At 70.1% G+C, this 23,753-nt stretch carries 16 protein-coding genes, 1 tRNA gene and 1 pseudogene; 11 read left to right on the top strand and 7 right to left on the bottom strand.

Features of this window, described 5'->3' with window-relative positions; genetic code table 11:
- Window positions 1-82: 82 nt before the first annotated feature.
- Complete coding sequence (locus VYL96_RS14175) at window positions 83-1,921, bottom strand: acyl-CoA dehydrogenase (protein WP_131885853.1); 1,839 nt, start codon at window positions 1,919-1,921, stop codon at window positions 83-85.
- A gap of 241 nt (window positions 1,922-2,162) precedes the next feature.
- Here VYL96_RS14175 and VYL96_RS14170 point away from each other — a divergent pair, with 241 nt between their 5' ends.
- The gene (locus VYL96_RS14170; RefSeq protein WP_131885854.1) at window positions 2,163-3,092 is read left to right on the top strand and encodes a methyl-accepting chemotaxis protein; all 930 of its coding nucleotides are present in this window, start codon (window positions 2,163-2,165) and stop codon (window positions 3,090-3,092) included.
- A 275-nt stretch (window positions 3,093-3,367) separates the two neighbouring features.
- Here VYL96_RS14170 and VYL96_RS14165 read toward each other — a convergent pair.
- Both VYL96_RS14165 and VYL96_RS14160 read right to left on the bottom strand, forming a co-directional pair.
- Window positions 3,368-3,441 (bottom strand) — tRNA-Gly (locus tag VYL96_RS14165).
- Between the two features lie 61 nt (window positions 3,442-3,502).
- A complete protein-coding gene (locus VYL96_RS14160; protein WP_131885855.1) occupies window positions 3,503-3,760 on the bottom strand; it encodes a hypothetical protein in 258 nt (85 codons plus the stop codon).
- A gap of 214 nt (window positions 3,761-3,974) precedes the next feature.
- On the opposite strand from VYL96_RS14160, the gene VYL96_RS14155 reads away from it, so the two are divergent.
- The 4 genes and pseudogenes from VYL96_RS14155 to VYL96_RS14140 form a co-directional block, all read left to right on the top strand.
- Window positions 3,975-4,811 (top strand): hypothetical protein, encoded by an 837-nt coding sequence (locus VYL96_RS14155; RefSeq protein WP_243699708.1) that lies wholly within the window; start codon window positions 3,975-3,977, stop codon window positions 4,809-4,811.
- Window positions 4,812-4,950: 139 nt separating this feature from the next.
- Complete coding sequence (locus VYL96_RS14150; protein WP_131885856.1) at window positions 4,951-5,715, top strand: hypothetical protein; 765 nt, start codon at window positions 4,951-4,953, stop codon at window positions 5,713-5,715.
- Window positions 5,696-6,259, top strand: coding sequence for a dCTP deaminase (gene dcd, locus VYL96_RS14145; RefSeq protein WP_007633742.1), 564 nt, complete (start codon window positions 5,696-5,698; stop codon window positions 6,257-6,259). Before VYL96_RS14150 ends, dcd begins: the two co-directional genes overlap by 20 nt.
- 118 nt (window positions 6,260-6,377) lie before the next feature.
- A pseudogene (locus VYL96_RS14140) lies at window positions 6,378-7,727 on the top strand (UDP-glucose dehydrogenase family protein); the annotation flags it as partial.
- Between the two features lie 222 nt (window positions 7,728-7,949).
- On the opposite strand, the gene VYL96_RS14135 reads toward VYL96_RS14140, so the two are convergent.
- Together VYL96_RS14135 and VYL96_RS14130 are read right to left on the bottom strand one after the other, a co-directional pair.
- Complete coding sequence (locus tag VYL96_RS14135; RefSeq protein WP_063973834.1) at window positions 7,950-9,203, bottom strand: pyridoxal phosphate-dependent aminotransferase; 1,254 nt, start codon at window positions 9,201-9,203, stop codon at window positions 7,950-7,952.
- An 89-nt stretch (window positions 9,204-9,292) separates the two neighbouring features.
- Window positions 9,293-10,375 (bottom strand): helix-turn-helix domain-containing protein, encoded by a 1,083-nt coding sequence (locus tag VYL96_RS14130; protein ID WP_131885857.1) that lies wholly within the window; start codon window positions 10,373-10,375, stop codon window positions 9,293-9,295.
- A gap of 69 nt (window positions 10,376-10,444) precedes the next feature.
- On the opposite strand from VYL96_RS14130, the gene VYL96_RS14125 reads away from it, so the two are divergent.
- The gene (locus VYL96_RS14125; RefSeq protein WP_131885858.1) at window positions 10,445-12,262 is read left to right on the top strand and encodes an NAD(P)/FAD-dependent oxidoreductase; all 1,818 of its coding nucleotides are present in this window, start codon (window positions 10,445-10,447) and stop codon (window positions 12,260-12,262) included.
- 90 nt (window positions 12,263-12,352) lie between these two features.
- Here VYL96_RS14125 and VYL96_RS14120 read toward each other — a convergent pair whose 3' ends face one another.
- Together VYL96_RS14120 and VYL96_RS14115 are read right to left on the bottom strand one after the other, a co-directional pair.
- Window positions 12,353-15,616 (bottom strand): (Fe-S)-binding protein, encoded by a 3,264-nt coding sequence (locus VYL96_RS14120; RefSeq protein WP_131885859.1) that lies wholly within the window; start codon window positions 15,614-15,616, stop codon window positions 12,353-12,355.
- A gap of 197 nt (window positions 15,617-15,813) precedes the next feature.
- Window positions 15,814-17,454, bottom strand: coding sequence for a S1 family peptidase (locus VYL96_RS14115; RefSeq protein ID WP_131885860.1), 1,641 nt, complete (start codon window positions 17,452-17,454; stop codon window positions 15,814-15,816).
- A gap of 240 nt (window positions 17,455-17,694) precedes the next feature.
- Between VYL96_RS14115 and gdhA the strand changes: the two genes are divergently transcribed.
- The 5 genes from gdhA to VYL96_RS14090 all read left to right on the top strand — a co-directional run bounded on the left by gdhA (window position 17,695) and on the right by VYL96_RS14090 (window position 23,621).
- Window positions 17,695-19,041, top strand: coding sequence for an NADP-specific glutamate dehydrogenase (gene gdhA, locus VYL96_RS14110; RefSeq protein ID WP_061914645.1), 1,347 nt, complete (start codon window positions 17,695-17,697; stop codon window positions 19,039-19,041).
- 373 nt (window positions 19,042-19,414) lie between these two features.
- Entirely contained in the window at window positions 19,415-21,280 is a 1,866-nt protein-coding gene (gene dnaK / locus VYL96_RS14105) for a molecular chaperone DnaK (RefSeq protein ID WP_061228966.1), read from the top strand.
- On the top strand, window positions 21,277-21,888 hold the full coding sequence (gene grpE / locus VYL96_RS14100; protein WP_131885861.1) for a nucleotide exchange factor GrpE: 612 nt from the start codon (window positions 21,277-21,279) through the stop codon (window positions 21,886-21,888). Before dnaK ends, grpE begins: the two co-directional genes overlap by 4 nt.
- Before the next feature lie 132 nt (window positions 21,889-22,020).
- Complete coding sequence (gene dnaJ, locus VYL96_RS14095) at window positions 22,021-23,193, top strand: molecular chaperone DnaJ (protein WP_131885862.1); 1,173 nt, start codon at window positions 22,021-22,023, stop codon at window positions 23,191-23,193.
- Window positions 23,190-23,621: a heat shock protein transcriptional repressor HspR gene (locus VYL96_RS14090; RefSeq protein ID WP_131885863.1), complete on the top strand. Its 432-nt coding sequence runs from the start codon at window positions 23,190-23,192 to the stop codon at window positions 23,619-23,621. The genes dnaJ and VYL96_RS14090 overlap by 4 nt, the downstream gene beginning before the upstream one ends.
- Window positions 23,622-23,753 lie beyond the last annotated feature (132 nt).

Raw genomic sequence — 23,753 nt, 5'->3', positions numbered from 1 at the left:
TACCCGTGGAGGGGGAGCGGATCCGGAGCCGGAGTAGCGGATTCGTCTAGCGGTCGGGGTGGGCCCGCCCGTCAGAGGTGCGTCAGAAGGCGGCCTCGTCCAGCTCCATGAGCTCGTTGCCGAGCCCCGAGACGATTCCCCGGGTGGCGGTGAGGAGGGGCAGTTCGTTCTTCGCGAACCACCGGGCGGCGGCGATCTTGCCGTTGTAGAAGGCCTTGTCGTCGTCAGACGCGCCGTCTACCTTGCCCAGGGCGACCTCGGCGCCGACGAGCAGACGCCAGCCCATCATGAGGTCACCGAACGCCATGAGCACGCGCACCGAGGCCAGCCCGATCGTGTACAGGCGCTTCGGCTCGTCCTGGGAGCCCATGAGGTGCTCGAAGCAGGTGCCGATCATGGCCTCGACGTCGGCCAGCGCGGTGGCCAGCAGCTCGCGCTCGGCGGCCAGCTTCCCGCCGCAGGCGTCGTTCTCCAAGAAGTGCTTGATCTGCGCCGAGATGTGGCCGACGGCGGTGCCGCGGTCCCGGGCGATCTTGCGGAAGAAGAAGTCCTGCGCCTGGATGGCCGTCGTGCCCTCGTAGAGGGAGTCGATCTTGGCGTCGCGGATGTACTGCTCGATCGGGTAGTCCTGCAGGAAGCCCGACCCGCCGAACGTCTGCAGCGACTCGGTCAGCAGCTCGTAGGCACGCTCGGAGCCCACGCCCTTGACGATCGGGAGCAGCAGGTCGTTGACGCGGTGGGCCAGCTCGGCGTCCGCGCCCGACGCGCGTACGGCCGTCTCGGGGTCCTGGTGGGCGGCGGTGTACATGTACACCGCGCGCAGGCCCTCGGCGAACGCCTTCTGGCGGATGAGGGCGCGACGCACGTCCGGGTGATGGGTGATCGTCACGCGGGGCGCGGTCTTGTCGGCCATCTCGGTCATGTCGCCGCCCTGGACGCGCTCCTTGGCGAACTCGAGGGCGTTGAGGTAACCGGTCGACAGGGTCGAGATGGCCTTGGTGCCGACCATCATGCGAGCGTGCTCGATGATGTCGAACATCTGACGGATGCCCTGGTTCAGCTCGTCGCCGCCGACCATCCAGCCCTTGGCGGGGACACCGTGGCCACCGAAGGTGAGCTCACAGGTGGTCGAGGCCTTGATGCCCATCTTGTGCTCGACGCCCGTGACGAACACGCCGTTGCGCTCACCCAGCTCGCCGGACTCGAAGTCGAAGTGGAACTTCGGCACGAAGAACAGGGACAGGCCCTTGGTGCCCGGCCCGGCGCCCTCGGGGCGCGCCAGGACCAGGTGGAAGATGTTCTCGAACATATCGTCCGAGTCGGCCGAGGTGATGAACCGCTTGACGCCCTCGATGTGCCAGGAGCCGTCGTCCTGCTTGACGGCCTTGGTCCGGCCGGCGCCGACGTCCGAACCGGCGTCGGGCTCGGTGAGCACCATGGTGGCACCCCAGCCGCGCTCGGCGCAGGTGGCGGCCCACTTCTTCTGTTCCTCGGTACCGTTCTCGTAGAGGACGGCGGCGAAGGCCGGGCCGGCCGAGTACATGAACGCGGGGGCGTTGGCACCGAGCATCATCTCGCCGACGGCCCACACCATGGCGCGGGGAGCCGGCATGCCGCCGATCTCGTCGGGCAGACCCATCGACCAGTAGCCGGCGTCGAACCACGCCTTGAACGACTTCTTGAAGTCCTCGGGGATGGAGACCGAGTGGGTCTCCGGGTCGAACACCGGCGGGTTGCGGTCGGCGGAGGCGAAAGACTCGGCGACCGGGCCCTCGGCCAGGGCGGAGACCTCGTCGAGGATGCCCTTGGCGGTCTCGGTGTCCATGTCGCCGAACTCGCCGGCGTCGAGTGCCTCGTTAATGCCAAGGACCTCGAACATGTTGAACTCGAGATCCCGGACGTTGCTCTTGTAGTGACCCATTACGGTCTTCTCCGATCGGAGTGCGTGTCATGGAATTGGTCGCGCCCGAAGAGTCGGTGCTGCTCGCCCACGGGGCCACTGGAACCTACTCGTCGGTAACAACGCCGATGCTAATGCGTTGTCCGCGAACAGTCCAAGGTGAGGGAAGGCTCTGATTCCGCAGGCCACGTCCCTCCGCGGGTTCCCGGGCGGGCTCTTCGGGGCGCCCACGGTGAGGGAGACGGTGGGGCAGAATCACCTCATGGCAGAGATCCAGCGGCGGGCGCCCTCCGCCGTCTCCGTGGTGGGGGCGGCGTTTCGTGTGGTCGAGTGGCAACTCGGGCTGGCCAGGGAGCTGATCCTCCTGCCCGCTCGGGTACTCGCGCTGCTCGACGACGTCGAGGTGGTGGTCGAGCGGATCCAGGACCTGCTCGACGAGGTGAACCGGACCGTGCGGGCGATCGACGGGATCGTCGCCTCCGCGACCAGCACTGTCGACGACGTCCGAACCGCCGTCGCCAGGGCCGACCGGATGATCGACCAGGTGGCCGGCACGGTGACCGACGCGGAGGGGGTGGTGCGTCGGGTGGACGGCACCATCGATTCGGCGGAGGGGGTGGTGCGTCGCGTGGACGTCACCATCGATTCGGCCGAGGGCGTGGTGCGTCGGGTCGATGCCACGATCGACTCCGCGGAGGGCGTGGTCGCGCGGGTCGGCGCGACCGTGGACACCGCGGACGAGCTGGTCCTCGACGCGGGCACGCTCATCGAGCGCGTCGTTCCGCTGCTCGACTTCGCGGACTCGGCGCTGGCCCCCGTCAAACCTGTCGTCGAGGCGCTGCTCGTCGACGCCGAGCTCGACCCCGAGGTCGCGCGCCGCGTCGCGACGCGCCTCACCGAGGTGCTCGTGTGGGCGGATAAGACCGTCTCGCTGCTGGAGCCGATCGCCGACGAGGTCCTCGAGTCGGTCGACCCGGAAGAGATCAAGGCGGTTGTGAAGTTCATCGACCACCTGCCCGCGCTGGGCGAGAGCCTGGAGACCGACATCATGCCGGTGCTCGCCTCGATGGACACGGTCGCGCCGGAGGTCCACCAGATCCTCGAGGTCGCCCAGCAGTGCCTCGAGGCCGTGGCCGGCATCCCGGGCTTCCAACTCCTGCGTCGCCGCGGGGGCGAGAACGGCAAGGCCTGATCGCGCGTCGTTCGAACTGCCTCGCTTGCGCCGCTGGGCCGGGGCCGGTGCAGGGGCCGGCGAAAGGTCACACCTGCTCACGTTATCCCAGGCCGGGCCGCGGAGACACCAGCGTTCGTGACCACTCGTCGAGGAGCAGGGTCTTCAAAGGCGGGGCGGCGGGCCTGGAAACGAACGATGCCCGGCGGTCATCGACGAGCGATGATCCGGGGCGCCCGGCCCGGGTGGGCCCGGAAACGACGAAGGCCCTCCCGGGTGGGAGGGCCTTGTCGGTGTGGAGCCGATGACGGGAATCGAACCCGCGCTGTCTGCTTGGGAAGCAGAAGTTCTACCATTGAACTACATCGGCGATGCCTGCTCGAGGCGGTGTTCAGACTAGCACGAGCCCTGCGTGGCGCAGGGCGCCCGGGTCACTTCTTCCGGGCGGCCTTCCGCTTCGCGCCGGGCGTCATGGGCCGCTTGGGCTGGGCGAGGGAGGCGCGGGGGACGAACCCGAACGCCACGCCGCCGATCACGGCCACCGCGATCGCGCCGATGATCCACGGGGTGACGGAGCCGCCGCTGGTGATCCCCATCAGCACGATGAGCACGCCCACGCCGACGCACACCCACGACCACTGGGTCCAGCGCCAGATGTACTTCGAGGGCTCTTCCCTGATCTCGTCCATGCGCCCATTTCACCACGTCAGCTGCGGTCGGCGCATATCCGCGACGGCTCGAGGGGGTCGTCGCGGTCGGGGTCGCCGCGCGATGTGGCAGGTCTCACGCCGATTCCGGGCGGATCCGGGAAGGAAGCGGCCCCGCCGGACGCTGAACTGGAGGATAGTCCGTTTTGTGCGGACGGTCGCCCGGCGGACGGGCACCGCTGACAGGAGGTGCGTGATGGACGACGTGACGGACCGACCCGTCGCGGAACGCGTGCGGACGGTGCTCGCGCGAGGCGCGTCGGGAACCGTGGGGACGGGGATGCTGCGGCGTCCACTTCGGTCGGCACGGGTCCGTGACGACGGCGTCGTGGTGCTCGTGGTCGACGTCGGCGGGGCGTCGCGCGAGACGGGGGACGCCGCCCGCGTCGCCGCCGCCGGCGCCTCCGCGACCGTCGAGATCGTCGACACCGTCTGTACGGGCCGGTGTCGTGGCTCCGCGCCGCGCCCCTCGTTCTCCGTCGACGGCCGTCCCGCGCCGTGTGGGGGACGTGGGCGGGGTTACGACGACGAGTGCGCGGTCGCCCGCGGCATCGTCACGCTCTCGGGAATCGTGACGGCCTCGTCGGCGGCACGACGGCGCAGGTTGGTCGCGGCGGACGGCGGCGGACCGGACGGGAACGGCGACGTCGGATCGCTCCGGTTGAGCGAGTTGCAGCCGCTGGAGATCAGCTACGTCACGGCGGACGGGGTGCACCTGGTGCCGCGGTCGGACCTCGCCGCGGCGAGCGTCGACCCGATCGCGGTCGACGAGCAGGCGTGGCTGCGCCGGTTGGCCGACGATACGGGTCTGGCCGCGCGCCTCGCGCTGCGCGCCGACCGGCAGATCGCCGGCACGCGACCGTGTCTCGACGGGCATCGACAGCTACGGGATCGACGTGAACATCGGGTCGGTGCACTCCGGCTTCCGCGAGTTCCTGCGGGTGCCGTTCCCGCAGGTCTGTGCCGATACGGACGACGTCCACCGGGCGCTCGCCGAGCTGGCACGGTGACCTGTCACACAAAAGTTTCCTGAAAACCCTTGCTTTTGAGGTAAGCCTTACCTAAGTTCATCGCTGCGGGTAGTCACGTCCCCGCACCCGCTTCCCGTTCCGGCGTCATTCCCTGAGGCGCCGGAACGGGAAACGGGAACCGCGACGACGAGAGGCGAGGGCATGCGATCACTGGTGGGACCCGTACCGGAGCCGGCCGAGCGGGCGAGTTCGGCGCTACGCCGGTGCCCGCGCGCCACCCTCACGTTCGGCTCCGCCACCCCGGCGGTCGCCCTCGTGCACCAGAGCCCCGGGACCGCCGACCTCAGCCTGGTGATCCCGATCGCCGACGCCGCGTCCATCGGGTTCGGTGGGGTCACCGCCCGACTCGAGGTACTCGACGAGATCATCGGGGGAGTGGCCCAGGGTCGCTGCCGCCGCATCGTCGTCGTCGAGGGACGCGTCGAACAGACGGGGACGCGCGCCCAACGGATCACCGCCGCCGACATCGCGCGCGACCTCCCCGACTCCGCCCTCCTGGGCGTCGGATCCGACTCCGCCCTCGTCCGGCTCCGTGCCGACAAGATCGTCCTCACCGACGACGACGGCGTCACCGACATCGCGCCCGACGACCTCGCCACCTCCGGCCCCGACCCGTTCACGGACCTCGAGGGCCACTGGCTCGACCACCTCAACGACCCCCGCTGCCAGGTCGTCCCGCGCATCGCGCTGCGCGTCTGCCGGTGCCTGCCCGCCGTGCGGCCCCTGCTCATCGGCATCGACCGCGCCGGCGTGGACATCGAGCTCGTCGACCGCGAGGGCCGGATCCGCCGCGAGCGACTGCCGTTCGCGGAGGCGTGCACGGGCGTCGCCGAGCTCGGCACCCAGCTCCGTCTGCTCGCGGGGGGCGCCCGGTACCCTCAGGACCGTGCTGCTCTCCGACCGTGACCTCCGCGCCGAGCTCGCCGACGGGCGACTGGGCATCGACCCCCTCGACCCCGCGCTGATCCAGCCGTCGAGCATCGATGTCCGTCTCGACCGGCTGTTCCGTGTCTTCAACAACTCGCGCTACACCCATATCGACCCGGCGCTGCAGCAGGACGAGCTGACCGAACTGGTCGAGGTCGCCGACGGCGATCCCTTCGTCCTGCACCCCGGCGAATTCGTCCTCGGCGCGACCCTCGAACGGCTCGCCCTGCCGGACGACCTCGCCGGCCGGCTCGAGGGCAAGTCCTCCCTCGGCCGCCTCGGCCTGCTCACCCATTCCACCGCCGGGTTCATCGATCCCGGCTTCGACGGGCACATCACCCTCGAGCTGTCGAACGTCGCGAACCTGCCCATCACCCTGTGGCCCGGGATGAAGATCGGCCAGCTGTGCCTGTTCCGGCTCTCCAGTCCCGCCGAGACCCCGTACGGAAGCGCGAGCGTGGGGTCCAAGTACCAGGGCCAGCGCGGACCGACCGCGTCGAAGGCGTACCTCAACTTCCGCTGAGCCGGGCTCTGCCGCGAGCCGTGCGGCGCGTACCACCCGGGGCGTGCGGCGCGCACTACTCCACCATCGTTCACCAGCGCGTTCCCACCGCGACGCGTTGACGCGGTAGAACGGCGCCATGCGTATGACCGTGTTCGGGACCGGATACCTCGGCGCCACCCACGCCGCCTGCATGGCCGAGCTGGGCCACGAGGTGCTGGGGGTGGACGTCGACGAGGCCAAGATCGAGCGGCTGCGCCGCGGTGAGGTGCCGTTCTACGAGCCGGGTCTGCCGGAAATCCTGCTGCGGCACGTCGAGTCGGGTCGGTTGCGGTTCACCACCGACTACGCCGAGGCCGCCGAGTTCGCGAACCTGCACTTCATCGGGGTGGGCACGCCCCAGCGCAAGGGCGAGTTCGCCGCCGACACCACCTATGTCGAGGACGTGGTGACCCGGCTGGTGCCGCTGCTCACCTCTGACGCGGTGCTGGTGGGCAAGTCGACGGTGCCGGTGGGTACGGCGGCGCGGTTGCAGGGGATCGCGGACTGGCACGCCCGGGACGGGGTGCGCGCGGAGGTGGTGTGGAACCCGGAGTTCCTGCGTGAGGGTTTCGCGGTGGCCGACACTCTGACACCGGACCGGATCGTGATCGGGTTGCCCGGCGGGCCGGACGAGCAGGGGTTCGCCCGTGAGCTGGTCGAGCAGGCCTACGCGCCGATCCTCGAGTCGGATCCGTGTCCGGTGATCGTGACGGACCTGGCGACCTCGGAACTGGTGAAGGTGAGCGCGAACGCGTTCCTGGCGACCAAGATCAGCTTCATCAACGCCGTGTCGGAGGTGTGTGAGGCCGCCGGCGCCGACGTGACGGTGCTGGCCGATGCGATCGGTATGGATCCGCGGATCGGGCGGCGGTTCCTCAACGCCGGGCTCGGGTTCGGCGGGGGCTGTCTGCCCAAGGACATCCGCGCGTTCATGGCGCGTGCCGGGGAGCTGGGCGCGGACGAGGCGATGACGTTCCTGCGGGAGGTCGACTCGATCAACATGCGGCGCCGGGAGCGGATGGTGGACCTGACCGTCGAGGCGTGCGGCGGCACGGTCATCGGCAAGACCGTCGCGGTGCTGGGTGCGGCGTTCAAGCCGAACTCCGACGACGTGCGTGATTCGCCGGCGTTGAATGTGGCGGGGATGCTGTCTCTGAAGGGCGCGAGCGCGGTGGTGTACGACCCGCAGGCGCTGGACAACGCCCGGGCCCTGTTCCCGACCCTGACTTACGCCGAGTCCGCCCTGGCGGCGTGCGAGGGCGCGGACGTGGTGTTGGTGGCCACCGAGTGGGCCGAGTTCGTGGAGCTGGACCCGGTCGCGGTCGCCGAGGTGGCGCGGGGCCGGATCCTGCTGGACGGGCGCAACTGCATGCCCGCCGAGCGTTGGCGCGAGGCCGGCTGGACCTACCGCGCACTGGGCCGCGGCGTCCCCACGGTCGTCGGTGCCGGATTCGGCGGGTCTGCGGGAGCCGCCGGGGCTGCGGGAGCCGGATATGCCGCTGGTGCGGGCCACGCTGCGGGCGCGGGTCCGGCCGGGGGCGCAGTCTCGCGCCCGGGAGGCACCGACGCCCTGCCGCCCGTCGGGCTCGCGGTCGACCCGGCCGCCGCACACCGCGCACCGACCGTCTGACCGACTGGCGGTGGTCCGGCGGTGAGGTCGCCCTGCGGGTTACTGGCGGTAGGACGCCAGGAAGTTGCCGATCCGCTCGATGGCCACGCCCAGATCCCGCGCCGCGGGCAGGGTGACCACCCGGAAGTGGTCCGGGTTCGGCCAGTTGAAGCCGGTGCCCTGCGTGACGAGGATCCGCTCCCGCTCGAGGAGGTCGAGGGCGAACAACCGGTCGTCGTGGATCTCGTGTACCTCGGGGTCCAGCCGCGGGAAGACGTAGAGCGCGCCCATCGGCCGGACGCAGCTCACACCGGGGATCGAGTTCAGCTTCTCCCACGCGATGCCGCGCTGCTCGTGCAGTCGCCCGCCGGGCTCGATCAGCTCGTTGATCGACTGGTAGCCGCCTAGCGCGACCTGAATGGCGTGCTGTGCGGGCACGTTCGGGCACAGTCGCGTCGAGGCCAGGAGTTCGAGACCCTCGAGGAACCCCGCGGCGTGGGCCTTGGGGCCGGTGATCGCGACCCAGCCGGCCCGGTACCCCGCCACGCGGTACGTCTTGGATAACCCGTTGAACGTGAGCACCAGCAGGTCGTGCGCCAGCGTCGCGATCGAGGTGTGCTGGGCCTCGTCGTAGACGATCCGGTCGTAGATCTCGTCGGCCAGGATGAGCAGGCTGTGCTCCCGCGCGAGGTCGACGATCCCCTGCAGGACCTCTCGCGAGTAGACCGCGCCGGTCGGGTTGTTGGGGTTGATCACCACGATGGCCTTGGTGCGGGGGGTGATCTTGGAGGCGATGTCCTCCAGCGACGGGTTCCAGTCGTTGTCCTCGTCCGCGAGGTAGTGGACCGGCTTGCCGCCCGCGAGCGAGGTCATCGCGGTCCACAGCGGGTAGTCCGGGGCCGGGATGAGGACCTCGTCGCCGTCGTCGAGAAGCGCCTGCATGGTCATCGTGATGAGCTCGGAGACCCCGTTGCCGAGGTAGATGTCCTCGACGTCCAGGTGGGGGAAGTCGGGGACGAGCTCGTAGCGCGTGAAGATCGCGCGGCGGGCCGAGAGGATGCCCTTGGACTCCGAGTAACCCTGCGCGTGCGGGAGTGCGGCGATCATGTCCCGCATGATCACGTCCGGCGCCTCGAACCCGAACGGCGCGGGGTTGCCGATGTTGAGCTTGAGGATGCGGTGCCCCTCCGCCTCGAGCTGGTTGGCCCGGGCGAGCACCGGCCCGCGGATCTCGTAGAGGACGTCCTTGAGCTTGGAAGACTGGTCGAGCGTGCGCGGCTGGCGGAGCGTGCGTCCCGTGGTCTCAGGAGTCATACCTGCTGATTGTGCCACCCGCCTCCTCGTGCCCGGCGCCACATGCCCTGTCGGAGGAGGAGTCGTCGGTCGTAGGCGGATCGCTGCGGTCAGATCCCGTACCGGAGGTCGATGATCGCCGGGATCTCGGAGTCCGGAAGAAGGTCGTCGGGATGTTCCACAGAGAGGAAGTCAACGCACTCGCGCTCGCGCGGACACAGTGAGTAAGGCTGCGAGTCGATCGACAGCCCGGTGAGTTGACGTAGCCGACGGACCTCGCCTCGTACCGTGGTGGTGGCGGTCGGATCCTCGTAGAGGGCTTCAGACAGCGCCCGCGCAGACCACGCCTCGCGGGAGGCCAACAGGGCCAAGAGTTCGGCCCGCCGGGGCGTGAGCGGAATCGAGGTCCCGTCCGCCCGGATCACGGCCGGTTTCCACCCGAGCAGCCGGATCGCGGTGACAGGGTTGGACCGGGCGGCCGGGTCGTGGCCGGGTTCGTGGGCGGCGTCGTCGTGCCCCGGGCCGGCGGCCGTGCCGGGGGACGACGGTAGCGCGGCGAGCAGAGACTCGGCGAGTCGCGCGCCGCAGCGCACCAGCGCGGCGGTCTCCATCGACGAGAACCGCAGTGGGTGGGACACGTCGAGGACCCCGATGATCCGTCCCCGCGGATCCCTGATCGGACTCGCGGTGCACGTCCAGCCGTGGTGGGCGCGGACGAAGTGCTCGCCCGCGGTGGCGTGGGTGAGGGCCCCGGATTCGAGAGCCAGCGAGATGCCGTTGGCGCCGATGCCCCTCTCGGACCAGTCCGCGCCCTCCGCGAACGCGATCGAGTCCGCGCGGCGCAACGTCTGTGCGCTGCCCGCGCGCCACAGCACGCGCCCCCGGGTGTCGGAGACGACGACGAGGTGGCGCCCGGCCGCCGAGGTGTCCGCCACCGATGCGACGACCTCCGCCGCGACCGGGTGCAGCGGCGTCATCTCGCGTGCGGTCGCGAGCTCGTCCTGCGACAGAAAGCTGCGGGGGGCCTGCTGGTCGGGGGAGATGCCCGCGTCCCCGCTGCGTTGCCAGGCGCGCAGCACGCGCGCGTCCAGGCCGGGCGGCTTTCCGCCGGACAGCGCGATCTCGTGGGCCTCGATCGACCGGGCCGCGAAGGTCTTCGGGTCGGAGAACCGCAACGTCGGGTGCAACGACATTGCCACCCCCTCGGGAACACAGTGTGATCTACGTCATGAAAAACGCTACAGCACACCGAAGGAGTGGTCATGACACAGACAGCGCAAGCACCCGCCCGAGCCGGCAGCGCCGATCGGGCCGTCGAGACGTGGCTGGCAAAGTTCGGCGAGGCGCTGCGTGCAGGCGACATCGAGCGTGCGGCCGACATGTTCGAGGCCGAGGGCTTCTGGCGTGACTTCGTGTCCTTCACCTGGAACCTGCGGACCCTCGAGGGGCGCGATGAGATCCGGGACATGCTCGAAACCCAACTGGCCGCCGTCGCGCCGGACGGATGGGCGCTGGCCGAGCCGGCGACCGAGGCCGACGGGGTGACCGAGGCGTGGATCACTTTCGAGACCGCGGCGGGCCGCGGCTGGGGTCATCTCCGGCTGCGCGACGGCCGCGCGTGGACCCTTCTCACCACGCTGCAGGAACTCAAGGGGCACGAAGAGAAGAAGGGCCGCGACCGTGACAAGGGCGTCGAGCACGTCATCCGCCGTGGACGCCGGACCTGGCTCGAGCAACAGACCGAGCGGAGGGAATCGCTCGGTTACACCGAGCAGCCCTACGCGGTGATCATCGGCGGCGGACAGGGCGGTATCGGCCTCGCGGCCCGGCTCAAGCGGCTCGGTGTGCCGACGATCGTGGTCGAGAAGAACGAGCGCGCCGGCGACTCGTGGCGCAAGCGCTACAAGTCGCTGCACCTGCACGACCCGGTCTGGTACGACCACCTGCCCTACATCCCGTTCCCGGACGACTGGCCGGTGTTCCCCGCCAAGGACAAGGTGGGCGACTGGCTGGAGCACTACACGGCGATCATGGACCTCGACTACTGGTCCGGTACGCAGTGCCTGGGCGCCGAGTTCGACGAGCAGGACGGGACCTGGCGCGTCCGGGTCGACCGGCGGGGCGAGGAGATCGAGCTCAGGCCGACCCAGCTGATCTTTGCGCTCGGGGTGTCCGGCTACCCCAACATCCCGCACTTCGCCGGCGCCGAGGAGTTCACCGGCGACCAGTGGCACTCGTCCGAGTTCACCGGCGAGGACGACGTCGAGGGCAAGCGGGCCGTGGTGATCGGCTCGAACAATTCCGCCCACGACATCTGCGCTGCCCTCTGGGATCACGGTGCGGACGTGACGATGGTCCAGCGCTCGTCCACCCACATCTCACGGAGCGAGTCCCTGATGTCGCTCGCGCTCGGGCCGCTCTACTCGGAGGAGGCGCTCGAGGCCGGCGTGACCACCGAGAAGGCGGACATGTTGTTCGCCTCCTGGCCCTACCGGCTGCTGCCGGACGCGCAGATCCCCGTCTACGACCAGATGGCGGAGAAGGACGCGGAGTTCTACGGCAAGCTCCGGGACATAGGGTTCGATCTCGACTTCGGCGAGGACGGGTCGGGCCTGTTCCTGAAGTACCTCCGGCGCGGCTCCGGGTACTACATCGACGTGGGTGCCAGCCAGCTCCTGATCGACGGGGAGGTGGCTCTCGAACGCGGGCAGGTGACGCGGATCCTTCCTGACGGCGTCGAGCTCGACGGCGAGCGCGTGCTGCCCGCCGACCTGATCGTCTACGCCACCGGGTACGGCTCGATGAACCAGTGGCTGGTGGACCTGGTGTCCCAGGAGGTCGCGGATCAGGTCGGAAAGGTGTGGGGCTACGGCTCCGACACCACGCGCGATCCGGGTCCGTGGGAGGGGGAGCTGCGCAACATGTGGAAGCCGACCAACGTGAAGCAGTTGTGGATCCATGGCGGGAATCTGCACCAGTCGCGCCACTACTCCAAGTACCTCGCGCTGCAGCTCAAGGCGCGGATGGAGGGCATCCCGACGCCGGTGTACCGGGTCCAGGAGACGCACCACACCTGCTGACCGGCAATTGGTCTCTTCCGCGCGAGGCGAAATAGACCGCGGCCCGTGATCAGCTCTGTGATCACGGGCCGCGAGGGCTTTCGGCGGGGGTCAGCCCAGGGACAGGCCGTAGCCGCCGGACTTCTTCGCCTTGGGGATGGCACCGCCCTTGGCGGGCGCCGACGCGTCGGCACCGGAATCGGTGCCCTGCCCCTCGGCCTTGTCGGTCGCCGACGGCTCGGTCGCGGACGCCTCAGTCGCCTCGGTGAGGGCGTCCTCGGCAGCCGTCTCCTCGGTGGCCGGCTTCTCGGCAGCGGGCTCCGCGTCAGTCGGTGCGGCGGCCGGGGCCTTCGCGGCGGCCTTCGGCGCGCCGGGCGCCTTGGGCGCACCCGGCGCCTTGGCGCCGCCCTTGAGCCCGAGGCCGACCGTCGGCTTGGCGGTAGCGGACGTCCCGGTTTCGGTCGGCGCGGACTCGGCGGGAGCGGCCTGCGCAGCCGCCGACTCGCCCGCGGACGGCTCAGCGGCCGCGGCCTTCGCACCACCGGGGGCCTTGGCCCCGCCCGGAGCCTTGGCGCCGCCGGGGGCCTTCGCCTTGCCTCCGCCGAGCGTGAGCCCGCCCGACCTGGGAGCGCCGGCGCTGGCCTTGGGCGCGCCCGAGGTGGCCGGAGCCGAACCCTGGGCGGCCTCGCGCGTCTCCTCGGTGCGCTCGGCGTCCTTCACCGCGGACTGCTCCTCGACCGCGGCGGCGCCGGCCGTCGCGGTACCGGGTGCCTTGGCTCCGCCCGGCGCCTTCGCCCCACCGGGGGCCTTCGCGCCGCCCGGGGCCTTGCCGCCACCAAGCTTGAGGCCACCCGACTTGGGCGCGCCCTTCGAGTCGGCGGCCGACGGCCCGGCCTCCGCGGCGCTGACCGTGCCACCGGAACCGGCGGCCGCGACCTCCGCGCCCTCGCCCTCGTCGATGACGGCGTTGTCGGGGGCGGCCTCGGCGGTCTTCGGCTCGGCGGGAGCAGCAGCCGACGCACGCTCGGCTTCGGCGGCGTCGCGCTCGGCCTGCTCGGCCTCCTTCTCCGCGGTCGTCTTCTCCCGCTTGGGCTGCTCGAGCCACTGGGGCTCGCGGGGATCGGGCAGACCGCCGTCACGGGAGATGGACTCCAGCAGCAGCTGGGAGACGTCCACGACCTCGACCTGGCCCTCGAGATCGGTGCCGTCGGTCTGGGCGGTGGCACCGTCGGAGAGCATCACGCGGCAGAACGGGCAGCCCGTGGCGATCTTCGAGGGCGAGGTCGACAGCGCCTCGTCGACGCGGTCGATGTTGATGCGCTTGCCGACCGTCTCCTCCATCCACATGCGCGCGCCACCGGCGCCACAGCACATGGAGCGCTGGCCGTGGCGCGGCATCTCCTTGAGGGTGACGCCCGAGCCGTCCATGAGCTCACGCGGGGCCTCGTACACCTGGTTGTGGCGGCCGAGGTAGCACGGGTCGTGGTAGGTCACGTTGCCGTCGATCGGTGCGACCGGGATGAGGCGCTTCTCCCGCACGAGGCGGTTGAGCAGCTGGGTGTGGTGGACCACCTGGTACTCGCCGCCGAGCGGTCCGTACTCGTTCTTCAGTGTGTTGAGGCAGTGCGCACAGGTCACGACGACCTTGCGGTGCGACGTGGGCACGCCGTCGAACGCGTTGTTCAGCGTCTCGATGTTCTGCTCGGCGAGCATCTGGAACAGGAACTCGTTGCCCGCGCGGCGGGCCGAGTCACCGTTGCAGGTCTCGCCCTGACCGAGCACCGCGAACTTCACACCGGCGGTGTGCAGCAGGGTGGCGACCGCCTGGGTGGTCTTCTTGGCGCGGTCCTCGAAGGCGCCGGCGCAGCCGACCCAGAACAGGTACTCGGTGTCGCCGAAGTCCTCGACGTCCTTGCCGATCACCGGGATGTCGAAGTCGAGGGCGTTCATCCACTCGTCACGACCGGAGTTGTTCTGGCCCCAGGGGTTGCCCTTGTTCTCGAGGTTCTTGAACAGGCCGGCGAGCTCGGTCGGGAACTCCGACTCGATGAGCACCTGGTAGCGGCGCATGTCGATGAAGTGGTCGACGTGCTCGATGTCCACCGGGCACTGCTCGACGCAGGCGCCACAGGTGGTGCAGGACCACAGTGCCTCGGGGTCGATGATGCCGGCGGCCGTCGGGTCGTCGGACACGTCGGCGGTGGTGTGGCCGACCAGGGGACGCTGGGCCTCGAGGCGGGCGGCCTCGGGGATCTTGGCCAGCTTGGCCTCGTCCGGGTTGCCGTCGGCGTCGACCAGGCCGGTCTCCTCGCCCATGGTGGTCTGACCACCGGCGAGCAGGTAGGGGGCCTTCGCCGTCGCGTGGTCGCGCAGCGACATGATCATGAGCTTCGGGCTCAGGGGCTTACCCGTGTTCCAGGCGGGGCACTGCTCCTGGCAGCGGCCACACTCAGTGCAGGTGGTGAAGTCCAGCCAGCCCTTCCACGAGAAGTCCTCGATGGCGCCCGCGCCGAGCTTGGGCTCGAAGTCCTCGTCCTCCTCGGTGAGCTCCTCGACCTTCTCCATGGTCAGCGGGACGCCGTCCATGGTCATGGGCTTGAGGGCGCCCAGCGCGGTGCGGCCGTCGGCCTCGCGCTTGAAGTAGATGTTGAAGAACGCGGAGAAGCGGTGCCAGGCGACGCCCCACGTGATGTTGCGGCCCACGACGTACAGCCAGATCATGCCGGTGAGCAGCTTGACCAGCGCGAAGATCGAGACCATCAGCTCGTTGGCGGGCAGGATGGTCGAGAGCGGGCCGGAGACCCAGTCGGTGGCCCAGTGGAAATCCTGGCCGTCGGCGCGGTAGAGCGCGAGCTTGCCGGCCTTGACGAAGATCATGCCCAGGCCCTCGAGGAGCACGACGGTCTCGACGAAGTAGGCGGCCTTGCGGTCGGAGCCGACGAAGCGGTTGAGACCGCGGCGCTGGTTGACCTGGCGGATGATGATCAGCGCAATGATGCCGATGACGGTGCCCAGGCCGAGGATCTCGTCGATGACGTGGTACCAGGACTGCTCGGACAGCCAGGGCCAGCCGCCGCGTGGGTTGAACGTCTGGATGTACGCCTCGAACCAGACGATCGATCCGAGCAGGAAGCCCACCATGACGAACCAGTGGAAGAAGCCCACCGAGCGCTTACGCGCCATCCGGGTGTGGGCGCCCACCTCGACGATGACATTCTTGAGCCGGGGCAGGATCGGCCGGAAACGGTCGAATCCGTCCTTCTGTCCCAGGAAGAGGCCGCGCACCATGCGGGTGACGCCGCCGATGAACGAGGCCCAGCAGAACAGACTGAGCAGGACGCCGATCGTCCCGAGTGTGATGGTCACGCCTGACATGGTTCGCGGCCTTTCGTCGCACTTCTCGACGCACGAGCACTCATAGACCCTGTGGGCGCCCGTCGACTGTGTCGAGGTCAAAGGTAAGCCACGCGGGCCCCGCATGCCGAGTTGAGGCTGCCCTAACCGGAGCAGGCTCCACTCGCAGGCGGGGCCCGCGTGGTTCGTATAGATGGTCAGCTGGTGCACACAGGTGGTCAGCGGGTGCGCAGCGTCAGCCCGGGATGTGCGGCCAGGACGTCGTCGATCGGGACCGCCGACAGCCGCGGGGTGAACCCGGCGGCGCGGGCGACGGTGTCCGCGTTGGCGCACGTGCCGGTGTCGGCGACGTTGGACGCGCTCGAGATGCCCAGGGCGCGGTCGCCGGAGAAGACGACTCCGCCGCTGTCGCCGGGCAGGGCGCACAGGTCGACGGTGAACGCGCCTTCGATGGTGCGGGTGCCGGCGACGTCGATCTGGGCCCCGACCTGGGAGATGGTGCCGCAGGAGAAGCCGGTGCGGAACCCGGTCTTGCAGGCCTTCTGGCCCACGACCGGCGCCGCCGTGCCGACGATCGCCTGGGTGCTGCCGTCCCCGGTGCCGACGAGATTGGTGCGGAACCGGTCCGCGGCGTCCTCGTCGACCGCGATCAGCGCGGTGTCGACGCCCTCGCGCTGCGTACCGGTCATCGTGCCGAACTCCTCGCCGTCGGCCAGGGCCGCGCGGGTGCCGTCGGCGCCGGCGCAGTGGGCGGCGGTGACGACGACGGGCTTGCCGTCGAGCTCCCCGTTGAAACCGGTGGAGCACTCGAGGACGCCGTCCGGGACGCGCACCTGGTACGCGGTACCGCCCACGACCGGACCCGCGGGGGCGGGCACGGACTGGATGGCGCGGCGTCGGTCCTCCGGCACCGGGGTGGCCTGCGCGGGCACGGTCTCGTTCATGCCGTCGATGATCGAGCCGGTTCCGGGGGTCAGTCCGGCGAGCAGGTCGACGACCGTGCGGAGCGGACCCTCGGGGATGAGGCCGGCCTCGTTGAGGAGGCCGAGGCTGCCGAGCGATCCCGATCCGCCGGCCCCGCTGCCCGGCGCCGACTGGGCGTCGAGCCGCTCGCCGGTGGCGGCGCCCGTGCGGGTGGTGGCCGGCTCGAGTCCGTCGACGGTGGGCGTCCCCTCGGACTGCCCGTCGCCCTCGCTGCCGAACGGCGCGGTGTCCCACCGGGGGTCGGGCGCCTCGATCATGTCGATCTCGGCGAGATCGCGGAGCCGGGCGTCGAGGTTGCCCAGCTCGGCCGCCTCGCCGCCACGAGTGGTGACGACGACGGCGTTGCGGGCGGGGTCGACGCGTATGGCGGTGACGAGCTCCTGCAGGTTCTCGGGCATGCCCTCGACGACCTTGCGCACCTGTCGTTCGCGGGCGTCGAGCTCGGCTGTGGTGAGCGCCACGTCCTGCACGGTGAACCCGGCCTCGGTGGCCTCCGACCGGAGGCGGTCGCCGGCCGGACCGGCGACGACGCCGACCAGGCCGGTGCCCTCGTCGTCCAGCCACACGCCGCCGAACGCGTCGCGGAACTGCTGCTCCCAGTGGGGCCGCGCCTCGGCGAGGCGCTCGCCGATGCCGGCCTGGGCCAGGAACTGCTCAGGGGTGAGGCCCAGGTCGCGACGCAGTGCCTCGACGAGCGAGGTCAGCTGCGGTGCGAGCGCGTCGGCCAGGACGGGGAGTGCCTGCGCCTCGGCGGGCTGCGCGGCGGCGGGTGCGGGTGCGGGGGGCGTGGCGGAGGGGATCGCGCCGGCGGGCGACGCGGTGACCGCCAGCGCCGCTGCGGCGGCGACGGCGGCGAGTGTCGAGGTGATGCGCATGATGGCCTTCCGTGATGCACAGATGGACGACCGCTGGTCGACCGATCGCGGCTCGGGATGTTGCCGGTGAGATTACGGATCTGTGATTAGTGAGTCCAGTGTGACACGTGTGATTAGTGAGAATCGTCTGGCGGTTTTCGCCAGGGGAGGGGAGTCGGAGGATCGCGGACCCTGCCGCTAGGCTGCCTCTTCGGCAACGACGCATGCGTCATCACCAAAGACTTATCGACCGGAGGTCCCATGTCCGACGCTGACGCCGCACTACATGACGCGCTGGAGACCGTGGTGCGACGCAATCCCGGACAGCACCTCTTCCGGCAGGCTGTCCACGAGGTGCTGGAGTCGCTCGCGCCCGTGGTCAAGCAGCACCCCGAGTACGTCGAGGGCGGGATCCTCAAGCGGATCATCGAGCCGGAGCGCGTGATCGCCTTCCGTGTCCCGTGGGTCGACGACAACGGGGTCGTCCAGGTCAACCGCGGTTTCCGTGTGCAGTTCAGCTCCGACCTCGGCCCGTACAAGGGCGGCCTGCGTTTCCACAGGTCCGTGGACGAGGACACCCTGAAGTTCCTCGGCTTCGAGCAGGTCTTCAAGAACGCCCTCACCGGCCTCGGCCTGGGCGGCGGCAAGGGTGGCTCCGACTTCGACCCGCACGACAAGAGCGACGCGGAGGTCATGCGCTTCTGCCAGTCGTTCATGGCCGAGCTCGCGCATCACATCGGCGCGGACCTCGACGTTCCCGCGGGCGACATCGGCGTCGGCGGCCGCGAGATCGGTTACCTGTACGGGCAGTACCGCAGGATCACCGGTCGCAACGAGGCGGGCGTTCTCACCGGCAAGGGTGTCGGGTACGGCGGGTCGTGGGCCCGCACCGAGGCGACCGGCTACGGGCTCGTCTACTTCGTGCGCGAGATGCTCCGCGACACCGAGTACAGCCTCGAGGGCTCGCGCGTGGTGGTCTCCGGTTCCGGCAACGTCGCGATCTATGCCGCCAAGAAGGCCGCCCAGCTCGGCGCGACCGTCGTGGCCTGCTCGGACAGCCAGGGCTACATCCTCGACGAGGACGGGCTGGACCTGGACCTGCTCTCCGACATCAAGGACGTGCGTCGCGCACGCCTCACGGCGTACGCCGAGGAGCGCGGCAACTGCACATACGTCGAGGGGCGGACGGTGTGGGAGGTCGAGTGCGACATCGCACTGCCCTGTGCCACCCAGAACGAGCTCGACGGCGACGCGGCCAGGCTGCTGGCGGACAACGGGTGCCGGGTGATCGCGGAGGGTGCCAACATGCCGTGCACCGAGGAGGCCGTGGAGGTCATCCACGAGCGGGGCATCCTGTTCGGGCCCGCCAAGGCCGCCAACGCGGGCGGTGTGGCCACCAGCGGTCTCGAGATGCGGCAGAACGCCGGGCGTCTGCAGTGGGATTTCGAGCGCGTGGACTCCGAGCTCGACCGGATCATGACCACCATCCACGCCACCGCGGCCGCGACCGCCGAGGAGTACGGCGCCCCGGGTGACCTCGTCGCCGGCGCCAACATCGCCGCGTTCCGCAAGGTCGCCGACGCCATGCTCGCCCAGGGCGTGATCTAGACCGGGGAGTGCGCCGGCGCAGGGGGCGATCGCCCGGTGCCGGCGGACGGTGCACCTCGTCGTTGTCGCTTCTTCTCTTCTCTTTTTCTTCTCTCCATGACCCGAGCGTTCCGGACGCCTCCGCCCACCGCGGGGTGCCGGGACGCTCTCGTCGTTGAGTTCGACCGACTCATCTTTCACTGTGAGTTGACTCACTCCGGGAATGGATGCTCCGGGCCGCGGGTTGTACGGGGCGACAAACCTCAGCGCACCAGACTCAAGTCGGGTTGACTCCGCCGGTGGCCGGAAGGCAGGCTGGAGTCGGGCGGCTCGGACCTTGAGTCGGGTCCACTAAAGACGAGTTCACACTCGCGAAGCAGAGAAGGAGATCACCATGGGACGTGCAGTCGGTATCGACCTCGGCACCACCAACTCGTGCGTCGCCGTCCTCGAGGGCGGCGAGGCCAACGTCATCGCCAACGCCGAGGGGTCGCGCACGACCCCCTCGGTGGTCGCGTTCGCCAAGAACGGCGAGGTCCTCGTGGGTCAGCCCGCGAAGAACCAGGCCGTCACCAACGTCGACCGCACCATCCGCTCGGTCAAGCGCCACATCGGCACCGAGTGGAAGTCCAGCGACATCGACGGCAAGAACTACACCCCGCAAGAGATCAGCGCCCGCATTCTTCAGAAGCTCAAGCGGGACGCCGAGTCCTACCTCGGTGAGGACGTCACCGACGCCGTCATCACCGTGCCGGCCTACTTCAACGACGCCCAGCGTCAGGCCACCAAGGACGCCGGCCAGATCGCCGGTCTCAACGTCCTGCGCATCGTCAACGAGCCCACCGCGGCCGCCCTGGCCTACGGCCTCGACAAGGGTGACAAGGAGCAGACCATCCTGGTCTTCGACCTCGGTGGCGGTACCTTCGACGTCTCCCTGCTCGACATCGGCGACGGCGTCGTCGAGGTCCGCGCGACCTCCGGCGACAACCACCTCGGTGGCGACGACTGGGACCAGCGGATCGTCGACTGGCTGGTCGACAAGTTCAAGGCGCAGAACGGCATCGACCTGACCAAGGACAAGATGGCGCTCCAGCGTCTGCGTGAGGCCGCCGAGAAGGCCAAGATCGAACTGTCCTCGAGCCAGTCCACCTCGATCAACCTGCCGTACATCACTGTGGACGCGGACAAGAACCCGCTGTTCCTCGACGAGACCCTCTCGCGCGCCGAGTTCCAGCGCATCACACAGGACCTGCTCGACCGCTGCCGCCAGCCGTTCCAGGCCGTCATCAAGGACGCCGGCATCTCGGTCTCGCAGATAGACCACGTCGTGCTCGTCGGCGGCTCGACCCGTATGCCGGCCGTGTCCGACCTGGTCAAGGAGCTCACCGGCGGCAAGGAGCCCAACAAGGGTGTCAACCCGGACGAGGTCGTCGCCGTGGGCGCCGCCCTCCAGGCCGGCGTGCTCCGCGGTGAGGTCAAGGACGTGCTCCTGCTCGACGTGACCCCGCTGTCGCTGGGCATCGAGACCAAGGGTGGCGTCATGACCAAGCTCATCGAGCGCAACACCACCATCCCGACCAAGCGGTCCGAGACCTTCACCACGGCCGACGACAACCAGCCGTCCGTGCAGATCCAGGTCTTCCAGGGTGAGCGCGAGATGGCCGCGCAGAACAAGCTGCTCGGCTCCTTCGAGCTCGCCGGCATCGCCCCGGCGCCGCGCGGCGTGCCGCAGATCGAGGTCACCTTCGACATCGACGCCAACGGCATCGTCCACGTCACCGCGAAGGACAAGGGCACCGGCAAGGAGAACACGATCATCATCCAGGAGGGCTCCGGCCTCTCCAAGGAGGAGATCGACCAGATGATCAAGGACGCCGAGGAGCACGCCGCCGAGGACGCCAAGCGTCGCGAGGAGGCGGACGCCCGCAACCAGGCGGAGTCCACGATCTACCAGACGGAGAAGTTCGTCTCGGAGAACGAGGACAAGATCCCGGCTGACAAGAAGGAGTCCCTCCAGGCCGCGATCGCCGACGCCAAGACCGCGCTCGAGGGCTCGGACGTCGACGCGATCAAGTCCGCGGTGGAGAAGGTCAACACCGAGGCCCAGGCCGTCGGACAGGCGATCTACGAGGCCTCCGCGGCCGAGGGTGCAGAGGCCGGCGACGCCACGACCGGTGACGCGGCCGACGACGACGTCGTCGACGCCGAGGTGGTCGACGAGGACGGGCCCGCCGGGCCGAATGCGGGTGAGTCCAAGTGAGCCGCCCCGAGGAGAGCGACGCCGCCGAGACCGCCGCGTGGGCCGGCGCTGACGACGAGGGGCAGCGCGCCACGGAGACCGTGGAGGCCGAGGTCGTCGACGAGGGCGCCGCTCCCGCCGACGGCCCGGCCGCGGCCGGCGCGGCCGCCCCCACCGACGGCACCGAGGCCGATGACGGCGGGGACGACGATCCGACGTCGGCGCTGCAGGCGCAGCTCGACGAGCGGACCGCGGACCTGCAGCGGGTGTCGGCGGAGTTCGCCAACTACCGCCGCCGCGTCGAGCGCGACCGCCAGTCGATCATCGACACCGCCAAGGGATCGGTGCTCACCGAACTGCTGGGGATCGTCGACGACCTCGACCGGGCCCGTGAGCACGGTGACCTGGAGGAGGGGCCGCTCAAGGTCTTCGCCGACAAGGTCCACGCGCTGCTGGCCTCCCAGGGTGTCGAGGCCTTCGGCGAGGAGGGCGACGCGTTTGACCCCGCCATCCACGAGGCCGTGCAGGACGAGTCCGACGGTTCCGAGCCGGTCCTCGGCACGATCCTGCGCAAGGGCTACCGCCACGGTGAGCGGACCCTGCGGACGGCGATGGTGATCGTCCGCTGAGCCACCCGGCTCACACCCGGCGTGCGGGCGCGGACCGACCACGGGTCGACAGGCCGCGCCCGCACGCCGACCCGGCCCCGGCCGCGCCGGGGAACCTGAGAGAATACGAGATCTGAGGAAAGGAGGCGTCTGGTGAGTCAGCGCGAATGGGTCGAGAAGGATTACTACGCCGAACTGGGCGTCTCCAAGACCGCCAGCCAGGACGACATCCGCAAGGCATACCGCAAGCTCGCCCGCGAGTATCACCCCGACTCCAACCCCGGCAACGCGGCCGCAGAGGACAAGTTCAAGCGGATCAGCGAGGCCAACGACGTCATCGGCGACCCCGCGAAGCGCAAGGAGTACGACGCGTTCCGCGCGCAGGTCTCCTCCGGCGGATTCAGCGGCTTCGCCCCCGGCGGCGGCAGCTACACCACCACGAGCGACTTCGACCTCGGTGACCTGTTCGGTGGGGGCGGGCCCGGCGGCGCCGGCGGATTCTCCGACCTCTTCGGCGGCCTGTTCAACCAGGCCCGAGGGGGCGGCAGCGCAGGCGGTGGGAGACGTGCGCAGCGCCCGCGCGGCGGCCAGGACGTCGAGACCGCCCTGACCCTGTCGTTCCGCGAGGCCGCTCTCGGCGAGACGGTCCAGATCAAGTTGTCCTCGCCCTCGCCATGTCTGACCTGCCACGGCAGCGGCGCGCGGCCCGGCACGAGCCCCAAGGTGTGCGGCACCTGCCACGGTGCGGGCGTCACCCAGCGCAACCAGGGGGCGTTCGGGTTCGCCGAGCCCTGCACCGACTGCGGCGGCACCGGCTCCAAGATCGACGACCCGTGTCCCGAGTGCTCGGGCAGCGGCGTCACCAACCGCACCCGCACCATCAACGTCAAGGTCCCGGCCGGTGTCCAGGACGGTCAACGCATCCGGCTCTCCGGCCAGGGCGAGGCCGGTTTCCGCGGCGCCCCGTCCGGCGACCTCTACGTCACCGTCACCGTCCAGAAGGACGCGGTGTTCGACCGCGACGGCTCCGACCTGCTGGTGGACCTGCCCGTCTCCTACCCAGAACTGGTCCTCGGCGCTCAGGTGTCCGTGCCCACGCTCACCGGGCGGGTGACCGTGAAGATCCCCGCCGGGTCGCGCGACGGTCAGATCCTGCGCGTGCGCGGCCGGGGCATCGCGAGCAAGTCCGGAACCGGTGACCTCAAGGTCACCCTCCGGGTGGCCACGCCCCCCGCCGGGATGGCCGAAGCCGAACTGGTCGCCTACGACGACGCGTTGCGTGCGGCGGGCTTCGATCCCCGGTCGGGCTGGGCCGGGGCGCCATGAGCCCCCGCCGGGACGTCGGGGAGCTGGGCCCCGACGACAGCGTCCTGGCGATCTCGGTGGCCGCCGAACTGTCCGGCCTGCACGCCCAGACCCTGCGCACCTACGACCGCCTGGGCATCGTCACGCCCGAACGCACCACCGGCGGCGGGCGACGCTACTCCCTGCGGGACGTGGCCATGCTCCGCGAGGTGCAGCGGCTGAGCCAGGAGGAGGGCGTCAACCTCGCCGGCATCAAACGCATCATGGAGTTGACCAACCAGGTCGACGCCCTGCGCAGCCGCGTGTCCGAGCTGGTCGAGGAGAAGGCCGAACTCCGCCGACGCGCGGGCACCGGCGGCCGGGCCGGCGGCGAGCTGGTCCACGTGCCGCGCTCGACCTCGGTCGTCGTGTGGCGCCCGCGGCACCAGCGCGGGGACCGTGAGGAGTAACCCGGAGCAGCCAGTGAGGCAAGCCTAACCACATGCTAGTGTCTCCGGACTATCGACTCTGATCTCCGAGAGGCCACCCGTGAACCTGCGCGCCCGAACTTCTCGCACCCGATCCCTCGCGGCGGCTCTCGT

It is taken from the genome of Dietzia maris, assembly GCF_036287335.1.
In the GTDB taxonomy this organism is placed as follows: Bacteria; Actinomycetota; Actinomycetes; order Mycobacteriales; family Mycobacteriaceae; genus Dietzia; species Dietzia cinnamea.
Note: the sequence above shows the minus strand (reverse complement) of the source record. Positions and strands in the feature narration are given on the sequence as shown.

Bases quoted from the DNA above. Each gene is read 5' to 3' on its own strand.
- VYL96_RS14175 (WP_131885853.1), bottom strand. From the start codon at position 1,921: ATGGGTCACTACAAGAGCAACGTCCGGGATCTCGAGTTCAACATGTTC.
- VYL96_RS14170 (WP_131885854.1), top strand. From the start codon at position 2,163: ATGGCAGAGATCCAGCGGCGGGCGCCCTCCGCCGTCTCCGTGGTGGGG.
- VYL96_RS14160 (WP_131885855.1), bottom strand. From the start codon at position 3,760: ATGGACGAGATCAGGGAAGAGCCCTCGAAGTACATCTGGCGCTGGACC.
- VYL96_RS14155 (WP_243699708.1), top strand. From the start codon at position 3,975: ATGGACGACGTGACGGACCGACCCGTCGCGGAACGCGTGCGGACGGTG.
- VYL96_RS14150 (WP_131885856.1), top strand. From the start codon at position 4,951: ATGCGATCACTGGTGGGACCCGTACCGGAGCCGGCCGAGCGGGCGAGT.
- VYL96_RS14135 (WP_063973834.1), bottom strand. From the start codon at position 9,203: ATGACTCCTGAGACCACGGGACGCACGCTCCGCCAGCCGCGCACGCTC.
- VYL96_RS14130 (WP_131885857.1), bottom strand. From the start codon at position 10,375: ATGTCGTTGCACCCGACGTTGCGGTTCTCCGACCCGAAGACCTTCGCG.
- VYL96_RS14125 (WP_131885858.1), top strand. From the start codon at position 10,445: ATGACACAGACAGCGCAAGCACCCGCCCGAGCCGGCAGCGCCGATCGG.
- VYL96_RS14120 (WP_131885859.1), bottom strand. From the start codon at position 15,616: ATGTCAGGCGTGACCATCACACTCGGGACGATCGGCGTCCTGCTCAGT.
- VYL96_RS14115 (WP_131885860.1), bottom strand. From the start codon at position 17,454: ATGCGCATCACCTCGACACTCGCCGCCGTCGCCGCCGCAGCGGCGCTG.
- gdhA (WP_061914645.1), top strand. From the start codon at position 17,695: ATGTCCGACGCTGACGCCGCACTACATGACGCGCTGGAGACCGTGGTG.
- dnaK (WP_061228966.1), top strand. From the start codon at position 19,415: ATGGGACGTGCAGTCGGTATCGACCTCGGCACCACCAACTCGTGCGTC.
- VYL96_RS14090 (WP_131885863.1), top strand. From the start codon at position 23,190: ATGAGCCCCCGCCGGGACGTCGGGGAGCTGGGCCCCGACGACAGCGTC.